The organism is Planktotalea sp. (assembly GCF_965659345.1).
In the GTDB taxonomy this organism is placed as follows: Bacteria; Pseudomonadota; Alphaproteobacteria; order Rhodobacterales; family Rhodobacteraceae; genus Planktotalea.
In genome coordinates this window covers 1-17,224 of the sequence record NZ_CBFHVK010000004.1, presented here as the reverse complement: position 1 = coordinate 17,224, position 17,224 = coordinate 1, and the positions used below count along the sequence as shown (strand labels likewise).

At 52.5% G+C, this 17,224-nt stretch carries 15 protein-coding genes; 7 read left to right on the top strand and 8 right to left on the bottom strand.

The annotated features are described in order from the left end of the window. Positions 1-48 precede the first annotated feature (48 nt). The 4 genes from ACTG3Z_RS03710 to ade all read right to left on the bottom strand — a co-directional run bounded on the left by ACTG3Z_RS03710 (position 49) and on the right by ade (position 4,706). Positions 49-924, bottom strand: a complete 876-nt coding sequence (locus ACTG3Z_RS03710; protein WP_439141309.1) for a DMT family transporter — start codon at positions 922-924, stop codon at positions 49-51. 74 nt (positions 925-998) lie between these two features. Continuing rightward, positions 999-1,286: an HU family DNA-binding protein gene (locus ACTG3Z_RS03705; protein WP_439141308.1), complete on the bottom strand. Its 288-nt coding sequence runs from the start codon at positions 1,284-1,286 to the stop codon at positions 999-1,001. Positions 1,287-1,418: 132 nt separating this feature from the next. Next, complete coding sequence (locus tag ACTG3Z_RS03700) at positions 1,419-2,891, bottom strand: AMP nucleosidase (protein WP_439141307.1); 1,473 nt, start codon at positions 2,889-2,891, stop codon at positions 1,419-1,421. An 18-nt stretch (positions 2,892-2,909) separates the two neighbouring features. Further along, a complete protein-coding gene (ade, locus tag ACTG3Z_RS03695) occupies positions 2,910-4,706 on the bottom strand; it encodes an adenine deaminase (protein ID WP_439141306.1) in 1,797 nt (598 codons plus the stop codon). Between the two features lie 68 nt (positions 4,707-4,774). On the opposite strand from ade, the gene ACTG3Z_RS03690 reads away from it, so the two are divergent. Further along, the gene (locus ACTG3Z_RS03690) at positions 4,775-5,218 is read left to right on the top strand and encodes a VOC family protein (protein ID WP_439141305.1); all 444 of its coding nucleotides are present in this window, start codon (positions 4,775-4,777) and stop codon (positions 5,216-5,218) included. Beyond that, positions 5,215-5,967 carry a class II aldolase and adducin N-terminal domain-containing protein gene (locus ACTG3Z_RS03685; protein ID WP_439141303.1) on the top strand — a complete coding sequence of 251 codons (753 nt, stop codon included), beginning with the start codon at positions 5,215-5,217 and terminating at the stop codon, positions 5,965-5,967. The genes ACTG3Z_RS03690 and ACTG3Z_RS03685 overlap by 4 nt, the downstream gene beginning before the upstream one ends. Positions 5,968-5,980: 13 nt before the next feature. On the opposite strand, the gene ACTG3Z_RS03680 is transcribed toward ACTG3Z_RS03685, so the two are convergent. Next, on the bottom strand, positions 5,981-6,607 hold the full coding sequence (locus tag ACTG3Z_RS03680) for a class I SAM-dependent DNA methyltransferase (RefSeq protein WP_439141301.1): 627 nt from the start codon (positions 6,605-6,607) through the stop codon (positions 5,981-5,983). Between the two features lie 65 nt (positions 6,608-6,672). On the opposite strand from ACTG3Z_RS03680, the gene ACTG3Z_RS03675 reads away from it, so the two are divergent. After that, positions 6,673-7,542 (top strand): SDR family oxidoreductase, encoded by an 870-nt coding sequence (locus ACTG3Z_RS03675; RefSeq protein ID WP_439141299.1) that lies wholly within the window; start codon positions 6,673-6,675, stop codon positions 7,540-7,542. On the opposite strand, the gene ACTG3Z_RS03670 is transcribed toward ACTG3Z_RS03675, so the two are convergent. Next, on the bottom strand, positions 7,528-8,322 hold the full coding sequence (locus tag ACTG3Z_RS03670; RefSeq protein ID WP_439141297.1) for a PaaX family transcriptional regulator C-terminal domain-containing protein: 795 nt from the start codon (positions 8,320-8,322) through the stop codon (positions 7,528-7,530). The two genes, ACTG3Z_RS03675 and ACTG3Z_RS03670, sit on opposite strands and share 15 nt — an antisense overlap. Positions 8,323-8,359: 37 nt before the next feature. Beyond that, a complete protein-coding gene (locus ACTG3Z_RS03665; protein WP_439141296.1) occupies positions 8,360-9,835 on the bottom strand; it encodes an NAD-dependent succinate-semialdehyde dehydrogenase in 1,476 nt (491 codons plus the stop codon). Positions 9,836-10,076: 241 nt separating this feature from the next. Here ACTG3Z_RS03665 and ACTG3Z_RS03660 point away from each other — a divergent pair, with 241 nt between their 5' ends. Beyond that, positions 10,077-11,285, top strand: coding sequence for an aminopeptidase P family protein (locus ACTG3Z_RS03660; RefSeq protein ID WP_439141295.1), 1,209 nt, complete (start codon positions 10,077-10,079; stop codon positions 11,283-11,285). Positions 11,286-11,326: 41 nt separating this feature from the next. Here ACTG3Z_RS03660 and ACTG3Z_RS03655 read toward each other — a convergent pair whose 3' ends face one another. Next, entirely contained in the window at positions 11,327-12,448 is a 1,122-nt protein-coding gene (locus tag ACTG3Z_RS03655) for a serine/threonine protein kinase (RefSeq protein WP_439141294.1), read from the bottom strand. Positions 12,449-12,612: 164 nt separating this feature from the next. On the opposite strand from ACTG3Z_RS03655, the gene ACTG3Z_RS03650 reads away from it, so the two are divergent. From ACTG3Z_RS03650 to ACTG3Z_RS03640, 3 genes are all read left to right on the top strand, one after another. Further along, on the top strand, positions 12,613-13,689 hold the full coding sequence (locus ACTG3Z_RS03650; RefSeq protein WP_439141293.1) for a hypothetical protein: 1,077 nt from the start codon (positions 12,613-12,615) through the stop codon (positions 13,687-13,689). Then, the gene (locus ACTG3Z_RS03645) at positions 13,690-14,823 is read left to right on the top strand and encodes a hypothetical protein (protein ID WP_439141292.1); all 1,134 of its coding nucleotides are present in this window, start codon (positions 13,690-13,692) and stop codon (positions 14,821-14,823) included. Positions 14,824-14,887: 64 nt separating this feature from the next. Then, positions 14,888-16,813, top strand: coding sequence for an ATP-binding protein (locus tag ACTG3Z_RS03640; RefSeq protein ID WP_439141291.1), 1,926 nt, complete (start codon positions 14,888-14,890; stop codon positions 16,811-16,813). The last annotated feature ends 411 nt before the right edge of the window (positions 16,814-17,224 follow it).

Sequence of the window (17,224 nt, the reverse complement as noted above, 5' to 3'; positions counted from 1 at the left end):
TAAGGTGAAACCCACTGGCCTGTCACGCAACAAGGTGTTCGCGCGCGTTCAACTATCCGTGGGTTTTTGTTTCGAAAGCTGCACCAGCAAAATTCCGACGGTAATGATCACGACGCCAACAACATCCATAATCCCTAGTTTTTCGCCAAGAAGTAAGGCTGCAATCGACACGCCAAAAAACGGGTTCAGAAAGTGGAATGTTGATGCACGTACTGCGCCAATCCGCTCGACCAAGCTGAACCATATGAAAGTGGCAACAAGGCCAGGGATGAGTGTCGTGTAGGCAAAGGCAGCGGCGAGTTTTAGGGACGGGTTTAGAAACAGCGTTTCGGTGAAAGCGGAGACGATCCCTAAGATCAAAGAGCCAACAATCATTTGCAAGCCAACAATCATCAACAGATTGCCGCCCGAGGACGCACCGCGCATCGCCAAGGTCGCTACGGTCAAGCCAAGTGCACCGATTACACAGATTGCCATGCCAAACGCATCTGCGGTGCCGTCAAACCGTGCGCCCATGATCAAAACAACACCAACAATACCCAGCACAAGGCCGATGATCCCTTGTGTTGGAAGTTTGTCGTTTAAGAATAGCCAGCCTGCGCCTGCCACCATCAGCGGCATCGTTGAAGCGATGATCGAGGCGAGCGAAGCTTCAATGGTTTGCATCGCCACAAAGTTCAAACCGAGATACAGTGCGTTTTGGCACAAGCCAAAAACGAACACCGCGCGCCATTGTCCGGGGGTGAGCTTCCAATGCTGTCCGAGTGCTTTGGCGATGGCAATTCCGATGAGGCCAGACGCCATGAAACGCAGGCTCAAGGAAGCGAGGGGCGGCGCATCTTGGACAATAATGCGCGCCGAGGTGAACGCACTTGACCACATGAAGGCAAAGGCAAGGCCCATGAAGAGTGCGCGCAGATCCATTCGATTGCTCCTAAACGTAGAAAGGGCCGCTCAACCTGAGCGACCCTTCCTGAAATTTTTCTCTGAAAGCAAGATCAGCCGTTGACGCTGTCTTTAAGTGCTTTCGCGATTGTCATCTTAACAACCTTGTCCGCGTCTTTCTTGATCTGCTCACCCGTTGCTGGGTTGCGAACCATACGCTCTGGACGCTCACGGCAATAGATTTTGCCAACGCCTGGAAGTGTCACAGCGCCGCCGCCGGATACTTCACGCGTGATCAACGCACATACAGCATCAAGTGCCGCGCCTGCAGCTTTCTTATCGCCGCCCATTTCGTCAGCCAGTGCAGCGACCAGTTGAGTTTTTGTCATTGGTTTTGCCATGTTCATGGTCTCCCTTTACTGCCCGTATTTTGGGGCTCTACCGATGCATGTAACGTTATCTTGAGAGATAGCACAACGCATAGAGGCGCAAAAAAATGCGAAAAACAGGTGTTTTGGCCATTTTCCGCAGGGTCAAAGGAAGGCGGTCTCGTGAAATGAGCGCAATTTTCGACTGTGAATGCGTTCAAGCGGCATTTTGCTAAGTGTTTCCATAGCGCGAATCCCAATCATCAAATGCCGCGCGACCTGTGTTGTGTAGAAATCTGACGCCATCCCGGGGAGCTTCAGTTCGCCGTGCAAGGGCTTGTCTGAGACGCAAAGAAGCGTGCCGTAGGGGACGCGAAACCGGAAGCCGTTTGCAGCAATCGTGGCGCTTTCCATATCAAGCGCAACAGCGCGGGATTGTGAAAGGCGCTGGACTGGCCCATCTTGATCGCGCAACTCCCAGTTGCGATTGTCAACGGATGCGACGGTTCCTGTGCGCATGATGCGTTTTAGATCGTACCCTTCAAGCTCTGTCACTTCAGCCACAGCTTTCTCTAAAGCAATTTGAATTTCTGCAAGCGCAGGAATTGGCACCCAGACGGGAAGGTCATCATCAAGGACGCGGTCTTCGCGCAAATACGCATGTGCGAGCACAAAATCCCCTAAGCTTTGCGAATTGCGGAGGCCCGCGCAGTGCCCAACCATCAACCATGCATGTGGACGTAAAACAGCGACGTGGTCTGTTGCAGTTTTTGCGTTTGAAGGCCCAACACCGATATTGACCAAAGTAATTCCACTGCCATCGGCTTTCTTCAGGTGATATGTCGGCATTTGCGGCATCTTCATCACCGGATCGATCACATCATCTGGTGACGTGATTTCGACGTTTCCGGTGCTGACAAAACTTGTATATCTGCTTTCTGGATCTGCCAGTTGCGTACGCGCATAGGCTTCAAATTCGGAAACATAAAACTGGTAGTTTGTGAACAGCACATGATTTTGGAAGTGCTCAGGTTCGGTCGCAGTGTAGTGCGCAAGGCGCGCAAGCGAGTAATCAACGCGCTGCGCTGTGAAGGGCGCAAGCGGTTCTGTGCCATCCTCGGGCAAGTCGAACGTGCCATTTACGATGTCGTCGTTTGTGGTGCTTAGGTCTGGCACGTCAAACACGTCTCGTAGTGTAAATTCAGCAGCGCCATCTTGCGGAACAGAGATGCGCGCGTCGTTGGCGACAGCGAAATGTACAGGGATCGGTGTGTCAGAAACTGAGATGCCGACCGCGACGTCGTGATTTTCAATCAGTAAGCCAATCTGCTGTTCCAGATATTTGCGAAACAAATCAGGTCGCGTGATTGTGGCGGCGTGCATCCCTGGTGATGAAACGTGACCAAAACTTAAACGGCTATCGACTTGCGCAAAGCTTGTCGTGGTGATCCGAATTTCTGGGTAAAACGCGCGGTAGCGATGGCCTGGATGGCCCTTTTGCATCGCTTCGGTAAATTTTTCGCACAGGAACGTCGTTGCTTGATCGTAGAGCTTAACAAGCTGATCAACCGCTGCTTTTGGATCGCGGAACGCTTCTGGATGAAGGGTGTCTGGTGTGACGACAGATTTATCGGTCATAATATCCTCAATATGCCCCTAGCTTTCAAAGAGCGGGGTCAATTCAAATTTGGTAACATCAACAAGCCCAAGATCAGAAATCCTGATTTCGGGGATCACAACGAGCGCGAGTAAAGAATGCTGCATATAGGCATTGTTAAGTGTGCATCCGCAATCGCGCATGGCTTGCACCATTTGATCGGCCTTGCGCGCTACGTCTTTTGCGGGTTCGTCAGACATAAGGCCAGCGATCGGCAGTTCCACAAGCGCTAATTCAGCACCGTCTTTCCAAACCGTGATACCACCGCCAACCTCTGACAATCTGTTCGCGGCCGCAGCCATCATGTCGCGATCTGTCCCAACGACGATCATATGATGACTGTCGTGCGCAACGGTCGACGCCATTGCCACTCTGCCGTCATATCCAAAGCCGGAAACAAAACCGTTCACCACGCCTTCTGTCGCGCGGTGCCGCTCAACCAATGCAATCTGACAAATATCGCCGGACGTTTCGACCAAACCATCCGTCACAGCCAAATCGGCTTGCAGTGCTTTTGTAGGCGCTTGGTTTTCCACGACGCCAATAACGTTGGCGCGCACCGTATTCGCACCCTCTGGCGCTTGAATTTCAAACGCTTTAGCGGTTTTCGCAGAACCCATATGCACCGTGTTGCGCGCATGATCTGGCCACTCAAAGTGTGGACACTCTGCTTCGCAGATTCCGTTTCGTGCAATAGTTTCACCGCGCGCAATGACATGTTCAATCGGGAGTGTTGTCAGATCAGAACTCAGAATAACATCGGCGCGACGACCCGGAGCAATAGAACCTAACTCGCGCTCTAACCCGAAATGTGTCGCCGTGTTGATCGTTGCCATTTGCAGAGCAATCACAGGATCACAGCCGCACGCGATAGCATGGCGCACAACGCGGTTCATGTGACCTTCATTTACGATGGTGCCGGAATGGCTGTCGTCGGTGCAAAGTATAAAGCTGCGCGGGTCCAACCCTTTTTCCGTCACCGCGGTAATCTGGCTTTCCACATCATACCAAGCAGACCCCAATCGCATCATGTGTCGCATCCCTTGTCGCACACGTGCGATGGCATCTGCTTCACATGTCCCTTCATGATCATCTGCTGGACCACCTGCCGCATAGGCATGAAAGGCATTGCCGAGATCAGGCGATGCATAATGCCCACCGACAGTTTTACCTGCGTCCTGCGTTGCAGCAATTTCGGCGAGCATTTGCGCATCACCGTTCACAACGCCGGGGAAATTCATCATCTCACCAAGGCCAATGATGCCGGGCCATTGCATCGCTTCAGCGACGTCGTCGGCTGAGATTTCAAAACCAGTTGTTTCCAATCCCGGCGCAGAGGGCGCGCAAGACGGCATTTGTGTGAAGATGTTGATGGGTTGCATCAATGCTTCATCATGCATCATGCGCACACCTGCAAGACCAAGCACATTGGCGATTTCATGCGGATCCGTGAACATAGAAGTTGTGCCATGCGGTATCACTGCACGCGCGAACTCTGCAGGGGTAAGCATACCGCTCTCGATGTGCATGTGCCCGTCGCAAAGACCGGGTATCATATAGCGACCCTCTGCTTGGATCACTTTTGTATCTGGCCCAATGCAATGAGACGCATCTGGTCCGCAATACGCAAAACGTCCATCTGCAATCGCGAGGTCGTGGTTTTCAAGGCATTCGCGGGTATGCACGTTCACCCAAATTCCGCCTTGAATAACAAGGTCTGCTGCTGCGCGTCCTGCGGCAACGGCGACCAGACGAGGCGCGCTTTGCGCCCATGTTTTTAAATTCGTTGAGTTCATGTGCAAAGTTGACATGAGCCAGAGGGATGTTCAAGCATCTGATTGAATGTCCAAAGGAGCTTGTGAAGATGGACTATGAGACAGTTGGTGCTGCCGAGTTTGGCGCGTCCCTGAAGGGATTGGGTTTGAACATTTTGGTGCGTGATGTGATCGCGCAAGCGCACTTCTTAAGCGAAGTTTTTGGTATCAAAGCACATCGTGTGTCTGCCGATTTTGCGATTATGACCTACGAGGGCCAAGTGTTTCAACTCCACGGTGATAGCACGTATCACTCGCATCCTTTGCCATCCTTGATGCCCGAATCCGGTCCACGTGGTGGCGGGGCGCAGTTTCATCTGTTTGCGACAGATCCCGACGTTGCCGCAGGCAAAGCCGAAGCGCTGGGCGGGCATGTTTTGCAAGAGCCGAAAAACAAGCCGCATGGATTACGTGAAGCCTTTATCCTGTGCGAAAACGGATATGCATGGGTACCGTCGCGTGTACTTACTCAAGAAGAAAGAGATCTAAAATGAACGCAAATGCACGCCCGAACATGGATCACTGGCGAGAACGCGTTGATCTCGCCGCGGCCTTTCGCTGGACTGCACGTTTGAACATGCATGAAGCCGTCGCAAATCATTTTTCATTATCCATTAACGATGAAGGCACGCGGTTCTTGATGAATCCGAACCAAGTGCATTTTAGTCGGATCAAAGCATCCGATCTCATTATCGTGGATGCGAATGATCCTGAAACTTTGAAAGGTCCTGATGCACCGGATCCGACGGCGTGGGGATTGCACGGCGGTATGCATCGTCACTGTCCGCATGCGCGGTGTGCGATGCATGTGCACTCAATTTTTGCGACAGTATTGGCTTCGCTTGCGGATAGTCGTTTGCCTGCGATCGATCAGAACTCCGCCACGTTTTACAACCGTGTTGTGATTGATGAAAATTACGGTGGGCTTGCGTTTGAAGAAGAGGGGGAGCGTTGTGCGAAACTTTTTGATGATCCCAAGAAAAAAGTCATGGTCATGGGCAATCACGGCGTGATGATTATTGGCGATACTGTCGCTGATACATTCAACCGATTGTTCTACTTTGAACGCTCCTGCGAGACTTATATCCGAGCGCTGCAAACGGGCCAGCCATTGCGTGTTTTGCCAGATGATATCGCAGAAAAGACCGCGCGGGAGCTAGAGCAGTATCCCGAACAAGACGCGCGACACTTGGCTGAACTGAAGGGAATTCTGGACGATGAGGGAAGCAATTACGCCACCTAACTGCGCCTCATTCCTAAGCTTTGCAAATTTGTAAAAGCCAGCCTTTGTCTTTTGCGTGGGGCCCTGTCGACCCTGCACCGTAAAGCGCGAAGGCCTGCTTGCGCCAGGTTGCTATTTCAGGGGTCAGGCGGTTTAACGTATCCTCAAACCCATGTGCATCCCAATGTGCAGCGTTCACACTCAGAACCGCCCATGCGCCGTGTGACATGCAACGTAGGACCTCGGCTATTGCCTCTGGTCCGACGTGGCCGTGTGTAAATGTGCCAGAACTGACAATCCCATCATAGGTGCCCGTCGCGACATCAAGCTGGCCTGTCAGATCCCCTTCGAACACGCGATTGTACACACCCTTCTTTTTGGCTTGTTCCAACATTTCTGGTGAAATGTCAGTGCCGTCCACGTGTGTGATGCCATGTTGCATGAGGGCTTGTCCCAGCAAACCAGTGCCTGCGCCCAAGTCAAGAACAGGCGATGCGCCTGAGACTTTCGCATAACAGTCAGCAACCGCCTGTGGTGCAAGGTAGTGCATGCCCGCGGCGAAATCGGTGTCGTATGTGTCTGCCCATGCAGCATAGAGCTTTTGGGACGCTTCTGGGCCTTGCAGACTATAAGCTTTCGATAAATCTGGATCCTCTGTCATAGGAGGCATTCAAACGAACGCGGCGCGCTCTTGCAACCCCAGCGTAGCTGCCGCACAAACAGGACATGACAAAACACCTCCTTTCCTTTGGCCACGGGTTTTCTGCACGCGCTTTGACGCCGCTTTTGTTGGCGCAAGGCTTCAGCATCGCTGGCACGACAAGATCTGCGGAGAAAGCCGAAGCACTTGCAGCAACAGGCGTTCGCCCGCTGACCTGGCCCGGCGCTGATCTATCGGGTGAACTAGAGCGCGCCACGCATCTATTGATCTCCGCCGCTCCGAGTGCTGATGGCGATCCTGTCCTTAGTGCTTTGAAAGATGATATTGCGAAACATGCGCCCAAACTTGAGTGGGTTGGATACTTGTCGACAACCGGTGTTTATGGCGACGCGAATGGGGGTTGGGTTGACGAGAACAGCCCATTAAAGCCTTCAACAAAACGCGGCCAGATGCGTGTCGCAGCGGAAGCGGATTGGCGCTCTATTTCGTCTTTGCCGCTGCATATTTTTCGCCTTGCAGGTATCTACGGACCCGGACGTGGCCCGTTTTCCAAAGTAAGGGAAGGGACCGCGCGGCGTATCATCAAAAAGGGTCAAGTTTTTAGTCGAATTCACGTTGATGACATCGCCCAAATTCTTGCCGCGTCCATTGCGCGCCCCAATCCGGGTGCAATTTATAACATGTGCGATGATGACCCGGCTCCGCCCCAAGACGTAATTGCCCATGCCGCAGAGCTGCTTGATATGCCTTTGCCACCGGAAGTCGATTTCGAGACCGCCGAGATGACACCTATGGCGCGCAGTTTTTATGCAGAGAGCAAGCGCGTGCGAAATGACCGCATCAAATCCGAGTTAGGGGTGAACCTTCTCTTTCCTGATTACCGCGTGGGCCTTGCGTCTTTGCTTGAAACAGAGCGTGGCTCAGGTCAGGTCTGAAATATTAGGGCGCTCTAAGAGGGTTAGGATGCTTAAGACCTGATTTCTGCACTGTGTGCCTTCAAAGCCCCCGCCAAAAAGGGCGTCTGGAACAAGCGGCAATTTCAACACCAACTTGCGCCAGCGATGCACGATCAAAGTACGCAATGTCGCTGTTTGCAAAGCTGTTAATTCGCGCGCGAAGATTGGGTCGATGCTCAAATCACTGAGCGTTTTACTGAGTTGCTTAAACCCCGCGCGAAGCGGGTTGGGAGCAAGGGAGCCACTTAGCCAAGGTGGGATATTTTTCACGTCACCTTGCAAAATAAGAGCGTCGTCTACGAGATCATCACAAGCACTGTTCTTGATATAGATCCCGTTCGTTGCCTTCACGTAGCCGCGCTGGGCGAGTGTTTTGCCGCGGGTCTGCTCCGAGCTTGTCGTATTCGAAGCAAAACATAGGATATGCCACTCCGGATCCGCGACGAGTGCCTCACCATAGATCTGTTCACTGGCGGCGGCACTCTGCTCAAGTCCAAATATGCTAAGCGCATGGCGCGCTGTGCGCCCTTGTTTGCTGGTCTCTATCCAACCCTCATTGCGCAATCGATGCAAAGCCACACGCATTGCTTCGGGACGCACGCCAACAGGTGCAAGAAGTTCGCCCAAAACTGGCCCAGCGATCTCCTCCCCGTTTTGTTGCGCAAGATCGCCAAACACAGTGATGATAAGAGACCACACGCGCGGCACCTCATCCCCACCAAGCGCATCTATTGCAGTTAGAAAGTTGGCGCTTTTCATGTCTTTTTCACCGAGGCTTTGCTCTGCAAAAAAGCGATTAAACCGACATGCAGATGTATTTCATTTCGAGGTAATCCTCGATCCCGTGATGAGAGCCCTCGCGACCGAGCCCAGACTGCTTCACACCGCCAAACGGAGCTACTTCGGTAGAGATGATCCCCGTGTTCACACCAACAATACCGTACTCCAAAGCTTCAGCGACTTTGTAGACGCGGCTAAGGTCATTGGCGTAGAAATAGGAGGCCAGACCAAAAATCGTATCATTGGCAAGCGCAATCACTTCGTCTTCGTCCTCGAATTTGAATAATGCGGCGAGCGGTCCAAAGGTTTCTTCTGTTGAAAACGCCATCTCTTTTGTGGCGCCGGTTACAATCGTGGGTGCGATAAAGTTGCCTTGCATATCTGCTTCGTCACCCAAGATGACTGTAGCACCTTTTGCCTTTGCATCCGCGATGTGCGCGCTCACTTTTTCGGTTGCTTTAGGATTAATCAGAGGGCCAAAATCAACAGTCCCCGCAAGTCCGTCACCGATGCTCATTGCACCAACTTTTGCTGCCAGCTTTTCGGCAAATTCATCATAGACGCCTGCCTGAACGTAAATGCGATTTGCACAAACGCAGGTTTGGCCGGCGTTGCGGAATTTGCACATGATCGCTCCGTCAACAGCGGCATCGAGATCGGCATCATCAAACACGATGAAGGGTGCGTTGCCACCAAGCTCCATTGAGCACTTCATCACCTGATCAGCGGCTTGGCGCATTAAAATACGGCCAACTTGCGTGGACCCTGTAAAGGTCAGTTTGCGCACAATGGGGTTTTCACAGAACTCTTTGCCGATCTCGCTCGACAGGGTTGACGGTAGAATACTTAGAACACCCGCAGGGACGCCCGCGCGTTCCGCCAGAACGCCCATCGCCAATGCGGATAATGGCGTGTCTTCTGCAGGGCGTGCGACCATTGCACAGCCTGCGGCCAAGGCTGGCGCAACTTTGCGTGCGATCATGGCATTTGGGAAATTCCACGGTGTGATCGATGCAGCGACACCGATAGGTTGCTTGATTACTGTTATGCGCTTGTCAGGTTGGTGGCCGGGGATCGTTTCGCCGTAGATGCGTTTGGCCTCTTCTGCGAAGAATTCGATGAATGACGCACCATACGCAATCTCACCCATCGCTTCTGCCAGTGGCTTGCCTTGCTCGGCTGTCAGAATGACTGCCAGATCTTTTTGGTTGGCCATCATCAAATCATACCAAGCGCGCAATATGTTGCTGCGCTCCTTACCGGTCTTTTTCGCCCATTCCTTTTGCGCGACTTCGGCTTGAGCAATGGCACCCGCAACCTGTGCGCGGCTTACATCGGCGACCTCTGCGATGACGTCACCGCGAGCGGGGTTCAAAATCTCAAACGTAGTACCATTGTCGGCGTCGACCCATTCACCGCCAATGTACGCTCTGGTCGCCAACAAAGTTGGGTCTTCGAGTAAAGAGACGAGGTTTGTTGGTGTGTCGAGCATGATATTCTCCAAAGTGGTGTCCGAAAGACGAAAAGCATGACGGTGTGATTTTGTCTAGTGCGGTGCGGCGAGTGTCGGATTTAGAATGGTCTTTGGCGCGGATCGACGAGCCTGCGTTTCGGCCCTCACATACTGATGTTTCTGGGTGATGGCGTCACCCCGTCTGAACCAAAGACGAACTCACATAATACGTCCTGAACGCCGGGACCTCTCTTTGATACGTCAAAATGGAGGTCATACGATGACTGCACGACCAAATTTCTATCGTTTTCACAATGGTGAAAAAGCCCCCCTACAATTCAGCGAAGCAGAATACGAAGGCCGTCTGCAAAAGCTACGCCAAACGATGTCTGACATGGGCGTAGATGCTGCTGTGTTTACGTCTATGCACAATGTTTCTTACTTTTCAGGCTTTACCTACTGCGCGTTTGGACGCCCATATGCGCTGGTTGTAACACAAAGCACGTCCGTCACGATCTCAGCAGGGATCGATGCAGGGCAACCATGGCGGCGCTCTTACGGGGATAACATCACCTACACGGATTGGCAGCGTGACAATTACTGGCGCGCAATTGAAGCTGTTGCGGACAAAGGCAAATCCATCGGCTATGAGAGCGATCATCTGAGCCTGCTGCAAAAAGCCAAACTCGACAGTTTCCTCATGCCGAAGCAGTGCGTCGATCTTTACGAGGCGTCGATGGTGCAACGCATGCATAAATCGGCGGAAGAATTAATGCTTATTCGTGCTGGCGCTGCTGTTGCGGATGTTGGTGGCTTTGCGATCAAGGATGCAATTCGCGCTGGTACACGCGAGATTGATGTTGCGATGGCGGGGCGCGATGCAATGGAGGCAGAGATTGCCAAACGTTTCCCAGATGCTGAATATCGTGACACTTGGGTGTGGTTCCAATCCGGCATCAACACAGACGGCGCGCATAACCCGGTAACAAGTCGGGTTTTGGAGCGTGGTGATATTCTCTCGCTCAACACGTTCCCGATGATTTCAGGATACTACACCGCCTTAGAACGCACCTTGTTTGTCGGGGAGGTAGATGATGCGTCTTTAAAGCTTTGGGAGGCGAATATCGGTGCGCATGAGCTCGGGATGTCTCTGCTTAAATCGGGTGTAAGTTGCGCTGCGGTTACCGAGGAGATCAACGCCTTCTTTGCAGAACGCGATCTGCTGCAATACCGGACGTTCGGATACGGCCACAGCTTCGGTGTGCTTTCGCATTACTATGGCCGAGAGGCTGGCTTGGAGTTGCGTGAAGACATCGACACCGTTCTTGAGCCGGGGATGGTGATATCAATGGAGCCTATGTTGACAATCGCAGAGGGCCAGCCGGGGGCAGGTGGCTATCGCGAACATGATATTCTGATCATTACAGAAGATGGGAACGAGAATATCACCAAGTACCCTTACGGGCCTGAGTTCAACGTGGTTGGGTAGTTGGAGTGGTAAGGTGCGTGATATCACGCACCTTACATGCTTCACATATTCGGGAAGTAGTCTTCGCAGTCGCCATCGCGATAAACGTCTGCTGTGCAGCAGTGCAAACCACCGCCAAAGGCGTAGGCATCGCGTAGTTCAACCTCGACGACTTCCATTCCCAGCTTGTCCATCTGTTCTGCCTGATAGACCTCAGATTTCTCGACACAGACTGTTTTCGGGTCCAAAACCAACACATTCATGCTGAGCCACGTAGAAGAATAGCACAGAGGGGGCGGTGTGTTGTGCGCGGGCTGTGCGCTATCCACGATCTCCCAATCGTTGGCCTCAAACATTTTGCGCTGATCGTCCGGTAAGCGGCGCTGCGGATTGTTCAGGATCAAGCCAGGGCGCAAAGGCGTGAAAGTCGCATCAATGTGGATCGGATACGGATCGCCGGGGAAATTCACGGTGTGAACGCGGTGCTCAGGGAAATGACGCTTGAGCCATTCGATGCCTTTGAGGTTGGTCGTGAAACCGTGTTGTACGACCAGGTCTTTGCCAAAGCGCAAAACATCCGCAGCATCAAACAAAGGCTCTTCTTCTGTCGTGACAAAGAACTTTTCTTCTGCCCATTTCAGACGCTTCTCCACGCCGATTTTATCGCTGAGATAGTCAGGATGGTAATCCGCATCTGTCAAACGTGGTTTTGGTGCGCTTTCGTGACGGAATTTCGGGTCCTCGTTGAAATACTGTTGCATCAGTGGCCGATAGTTCAGGTATTCAAACCAGCGGCAGCGATAGGACATCGTCGCCTCAAGCATTTCGCGACCGACTGTCAGTAAAACATCGCGCGGTGGCATGCAGCCGAACTGGCTTTGTGTGTGAAAATCAGGCGTGGTCGCTGGCACAGAATGATCGATTGAGGTCGGTCGATCGACGCGCAAGCCGCGTTTTTCAAGCATTCCTGCAAAGTTGTCCAAAAGTTCATTGGCACGATCAATTGTTTCTTGCGGTCGTCGGCCCCATTGGCCACGCATATCGCTGTCTTCGGGCACTTTTGCGTCCAGTGCGGGCTCTTCCGGTGGGATGTGGCAATCATCTGCGCGACCCACGATGACGTGTCGCAAAGTGTCCCATTCGTTCCAACTTTTGACTTCGGTTTTATCCGCGGACCAGCTCATGAATCGCTCCCATTTGTATAAATTCTGGGCATTCTTAGCGATCCGTCTTCCCAACCGCCATGAGTTTTGCGACACTCAGACGGATTCTTGCGGTATCAAGTGATGTAAATTGCTTTAACATACCTATATTAAATAAAAGACCAATAAAAACGGGAGAGTTTTAAATGTCCGATTTTGCAAGCCAAGTGGCCGAGTCACAAAGCCAAGTTGCCGAAGCGCAGTCCAAAATTTCCGAACTCACAAGCCGTATTGAAGTTGCGCGCCAAAAGATGAAGGCGGGTGATGATGCGATGATCGATATTGAAAATGCGAACCTTGAGGATGTGCATGCGCACACCGACGTGATGAACGCCAATATTGCAGAACTGATCATGGGGCTTGATGACGTCACAGCGGCCTTTTCGAAAGACTTCGATGAGATGCGCAATAAGACGGGCTGGGAAAGCTTTGTCGGGATTTTCGCCAGCGCCAAGTCAGATTCCATGCGCCAAGAGCGTGTGCGCACGGCGTCCATTGACGACAAATTGCAAGACTTGATTTCCAAGTCGGATGTTATCACCAAGTTGCTTGAGGGTCAGTTGAGCGTTTTGAACGATCAGAAAACAAAGGTTGAGGCGAATTTAGCGGAAACCCTCGATGAGCGTGAATTCACGGTTGGTGAACTTGAAGGCGTCAAAATGGACATCATGGCGATGGACCCCAAGATTATCGCGTTGGAAGGCAAAATTGCTGTAGAGCAAGACGCCGCCGCACGCACCAAACTGGAAACAGAACTGGCGGATATGAACGCCAAATATAACGAGCTGGTGCAAGACGAGCAGGTGAAACTTGCAAAGTCCCAAACCCTTGAGCGGTATATCGAGAAGGGCAAGACTTGGATCGATTCCCTTCAAAACCAAGCAGCGACGCAGATGGTTTTGATCAACAAGCTGCAAACAGACACAAAGCAGCGTGTTGTGCTTTATGATGCGTTGACCAAGTCCCTCAAGACCGCCCAGCAGCAAGATGTGGCGCACCGCATCAATGAAATTGGTGTTGAGACAGATCAAGAAGCCCAAACTGCCATGGCTGCGATTGGTACAGCAACAAACCAGCGCATGGCCGACATGATGGAAGCCCACGAGGATCACATGGTCTTCGCCCGCGATGTTTTGGAAGCCAAAGCGAAAGCGGATGAGCGGTTTGCACGGCGGTTTGCGCAGATCGTAGAGAAGCACGATAGCAATGCGTATGGTGGGTAAGTGAGCGATCACGTTGATGTTGCTCAGGATCACGCGGGTCTTAGTGATGCCTTTGCGTCCCGGCGCTATTTTCGCAAGTTTGGCAAGATTACCCAGCATTTGACTCGTGTCGCAGCGGTCATGCAGGCGGAAGGCAGACTCAGCAAAAACGACGTTGAGGTGATCACTCGATATGTGACGAAACTATCGTTCACCTTCCGCGCGCTTTCGATGAAATATTTGCTTGTTGGACGTGACACTGGACAATTTTTCGGTTCGCTCTCGATGGATACGCGCGAAAGTGGATTTCCTGTGCATCGTGAATTGCTCACGATGGCCAATGATGCTGCTCAGGCGGAAAAGCATCTCGCAAATATGCCGTCAGTGGACCAGTATAAAGAACAGATGGTCCGTCGCATTGTGGGCGATCAAGAATTGCCGACGAAACTGCAATTCGCTTTGTCCCAGCGGCTTTACTACGAAGAGCTTTCGCGTGGTCAATTGTTCTGGGCTCAGAATGATCCTGAATGCATCTGGATCGAAAACCTTGTCGGTGGGCGGCGCAGTTTTCTGATTCATTGGGCCGTTTATGACAGTCAGGTGAACTTGCCCGTTGTATACTTGTTGGAGCTTGAGGACAGCGGGCGCACTGCTTTGCCCAAGGATCAATACCGCTGGCCAGAAGTGCAAACGCATTTGATGGGGCAGGCTTTGGCGGGTTTGAAGCTACTGACAATCGCGAAAGGCTTTGACGAAGCTTTTGATGATTTGCATCCCAAAAGTCTGCGACGGTTTCATTTGGGCCCGATGTATTCCCATGGCTACACGCGTCAGTCTGGCCCTTTGCATGCGGTTTTAGCCGAGGCTAAAGCGCCAGAGGGCGAGGACTGGGCGCTCGCGTGGACGCGTGAGGAGCTGGAAAGTGAGCGGGTGGAAAAGGAACGCTCTGGCTGGTTTGGCACTGTAGATCGCGAGGTTTTTGCGCTCGATCCTTTTGCAGGGCGGGGCGCGGACACCGGTGCGACGCGGATGGAGCGTAGTATTATTTTGCCACAGCGTCCCTATCAGGTTTTGGAAGAGAAGAACCCGCCCGGCTTTTCCTCCGTGCGAAAGTTTGTTGTCAGTTCCGAGGGGCGTGTGCTGAGTTATCGATAGGCTGTGCAGCGGGATATTGCGGATGAGTTTATTTTGAAAAATGAAGATATTCAGAGGTATTTAAATGAGTGTGACAGCTGATCAGATGGAACTTCGCGAAGCGGATATTGAAAAACACTATCCAGCGGCTCTGGCCCTTTTGCAGGGGTTTGATCATACGCCTCGGGTGGCGAAAGGGCGCGAGGCGTCGGTTGAAAAATCTTCTGGCATTGGCACGCGTCGGCGGTTTCGATCTACAACACCGGGCCTTGTGACACGCTCCACAGCGCGTGCAGAAGGTGTTCAATTGCTTGCTCAGATTGAGGGCGACGAGGGCGGTCTGGTTTCGCCTTTGCAGGCGTCCGTAATGAATGCCTTGCGCCGGGCCTTGGCGATTTCCATGGCGGTTGCGGAAAATTATGCGGAACAGGTTGGTTTGTCCGATTTAAAGCGCGCGAATTTGCAGGGCGGCGTTTCCAGCGGAAAAGAAGCCGAGTTTGCCGAAATGCTTACGGCGGAGGCGTTGATCTCGCTCTATGTGTTTGCATCTGCATCGTCGTTCTTGCTGGCGTCCCATGCGAGCGAGGTGTCGGTTGTTTTGAGCGACGTCGAAGAAGTGCTGACCGATAACGCATCTTTGGCGTTGCATGGCGCTTTGTGGGAGCTGGATCAGGACATCGGCGATCATGCGTCTGATGATCCCAAGCTTGTGGCGACGGTGACGGCCTATGCCGAAGCGTTGATGGAAAAGGTTGCCGCGCGCGCTGGCAGCGTCGGGCGTTTAGAGGCGTTTAAATCGGCAACGTGGAAGGTCGAGGCGGATGATTTCGTCGTCAACGGGTTTACGCCTGCCACCAAAGGCAAGGCGTCGAAGCTGACGATGACGTTCAAGAAGCCGAATGAGATCGTCGGCAACCATATCGCCAAATATCAGGCCATGAAGCTTAGCAAAATGCTGATGGCCTATGACTTTGAGCGCAGGCTCAATCCTTTCGCAGAACTCGGTGGGTTTATCTTTACCTTCATGGGCGATGGCGCGCCGGGGACGGGCAAAACCATTTTGATCCAGATGATGGCGGGCTTGATTAACGATTATTGTCAGGTTGCCGGATATCCGTTCCGCTACCAAAATCTCAGCACAGAGAATATTGACAGTTACCAAGGTAAATCAGGCCAGAACGCGAAGGCGTTTATTAACCATGTGATTGATCCAAGCGTGATCGGCTTTGGCACGATTGATGACATCGACCAGCTTGCAGGCAAACGCGGGGATCGTCAGTCGTCAGCGGGACAGCTTGAGATTACCGCTGTTCTGATGGAGAGTTTTGCGGGGGCGAATACCGTCGTGCGCGGGAATTGTACGTTTGGTATGTTCTCTAACTATCCTGAAAACGTCGATGATGCGCTGCGCCAACGCGCCGGCGCGCGCTTCTTGGTGGATGGGCCGCAAACGCGTGATGACTATATCGACATCCTCGCGCTTTTGATGGGGAAGAACCACGATATTCCGCTGGGCGAGCATAACCTGTTCGAAGCGCAAGCGATCCAGAAGGCGGTCGCTGCTAGTTTTGAGAGCCACGGTAAACCGCATGAAGAAGGCTTGGTTAAGGTCTTTGATGCTGTGCAATCGCAAGTGGGCGAGTTGGATACGATTGCGAAACTGGGTACCTATTTGAAAGGTATTCAGGAGGCGGATGAGCGTTTCACAGGCCGTGCGATCAAGAATATCACCGACGCCGTAAAGGTGCGCGCGATGGACTTTGAATTGCCCGATGAATGGATGGAAGAGCCTGATCTGTTCCTGTTCAAATCCTATGACGAGAAGAAAGGCATGATTTCCGAGCTACGCCAGCCGATCACGGTGGAGATGGTCATACAAGAGATCAACCGCTACGCCGATAGTGAGTTCCGCTATGCGGATAAGTCGGACGAGGTGGCGATTGACGCGATGGTGCGGGATTATGAGCGGACCGAGGTGGCGAAGAAGCGGTATTTGGAGTCGAAACGGTGAAGCGGGTTCGGGACATACTTGGTTGGTTCTTTCTGGTAACCCCTGTGGTTTGGGTGGTGCGTTTGTTTATACCGAAACGGGTTAAGCAATGATTACGCGCCAAACAGATTTTCAGCAAAATAGCGCCTTCCCCATGGGGGGAAGGGAAGGCGCTACGGGACATAGTCTCGCTGGTGAGTGGAACGGGTGTGAGGAGTACTGACGTTTTGTTGGGTTCGGAGAAGAAGAAACGGAACAAAACTTGGAGGCATCTTCCGAGGTGCCTGACGCGCAGATATTTAGTTGCTGCGTTACCAATGAAATTTGGAATTTGGGCAACGGTTTTAGTGAGTGTGGCTTTGTTGCACAAATCGGGCACTGTAGGATTCACTGTGTGAATCCAGCGTGATAGCTCGCGGACATGAGCAGTTG

Bases quoted from the DNA above. Each gene is read 5' to 3' on its own strand.
- ACTG3Z_RS03710 (WP_439141309.1), bottom strand. From the start codon at position 924: ATGGATCTGCGCGCACTCTTCATGGGCCTTGCCTTTGCCTTCATGTGG.
- ACTG3Z_RS03705 (WP_439141308.1), bottom strand. From the start codon at position 1,286: ATGGCAAAACCAATGACAAAAACTCAACTGGTCGCTGCACTGGCTGAC.
- ACTG3Z_RS03700 (WP_439141307.1), bottom strand. From the start codon at position 2,891: ATGACCGATAAATCTGTCGTCACACCAGACACCCTTCATCCAGAAGCG.
- ade (WP_439141306.1), bottom strand. From the start codon at position 4,706: ATGAACTCAACGAATTTAAAAACATGGGCGCAAAGCGCGCCTCGTCTG.
- ACTG3Z_RS03690 (WP_439141305.1), top strand. From the start codon at position 4,775: ATGGACTATGAGACAGTTGGTGCTGCCGAGTTTGGCGCGTCCCTGAAG.
- ACTG3Z_RS03685 (WP_439141303.1), top strand. From the start codon at position 5,215: ATGAACGCAAATGCACGCCCGAACATGGATCACTGGCGAGAACGCGTT.
- ACTG3Z_RS03680 (WP_439141301.1), bottom strand. From the start codon at position 6,607: ATGACAGAGGATCCAGATTTATCGAAAGCTTATAGTCTGCAAGGCCCA.
- ACTG3Z_RS03675 (WP_439141299.1), top strand. From the start codon at position 6,673: ATGACAAAACACCTCCTTTCCTTTGGCCACGGGTTTTCTGCACGCGCT.
- ACTG3Z_RS03670 (WP_439141297.1), bottom strand. From the start codon at position 8,322: ATGAAAAGCGCCAACTTTCTAACTGCAATAGATGCGCTTGGTGGGGAT.
- ACTG3Z_RS03665 (WP_439141296.1), bottom strand. From the start codon at position 9,835: ATGCTCGACACACCAACAAACCTCGTCTCTTTACTCGAAGACCCAACT.
- ACTG3Z_RS03660 (WP_439141295.1), top strand. From the start codon at position 10,077: ATGACTGCACGACCAAATTTCTATCGTTTTCACAATGGTGAAAAAGCC.
- ACTG3Z_RS03655 (WP_439141294.1), bottom strand. From the start codon at position 12,448: ATGAGCTGGTCCGCGGATAAAACCGAAGTCAAAAGTTGGAACGAATGG.
- ACTG3Z_RS03650 (WP_439141293.1), top strand. From the start codon at position 12,613: ATGTCCGATTTTGCAAGCCAAGTGGCCGAGTCACAAAGCCAAGTTGCC.
- ACTG3Z_RS03640 (WP_439141291.1), top strand. From the start codon at position 14,888: ATGAGTGTGACAGCTGATCAGATGGAACTTCGCGAAGCGGATATTGAA.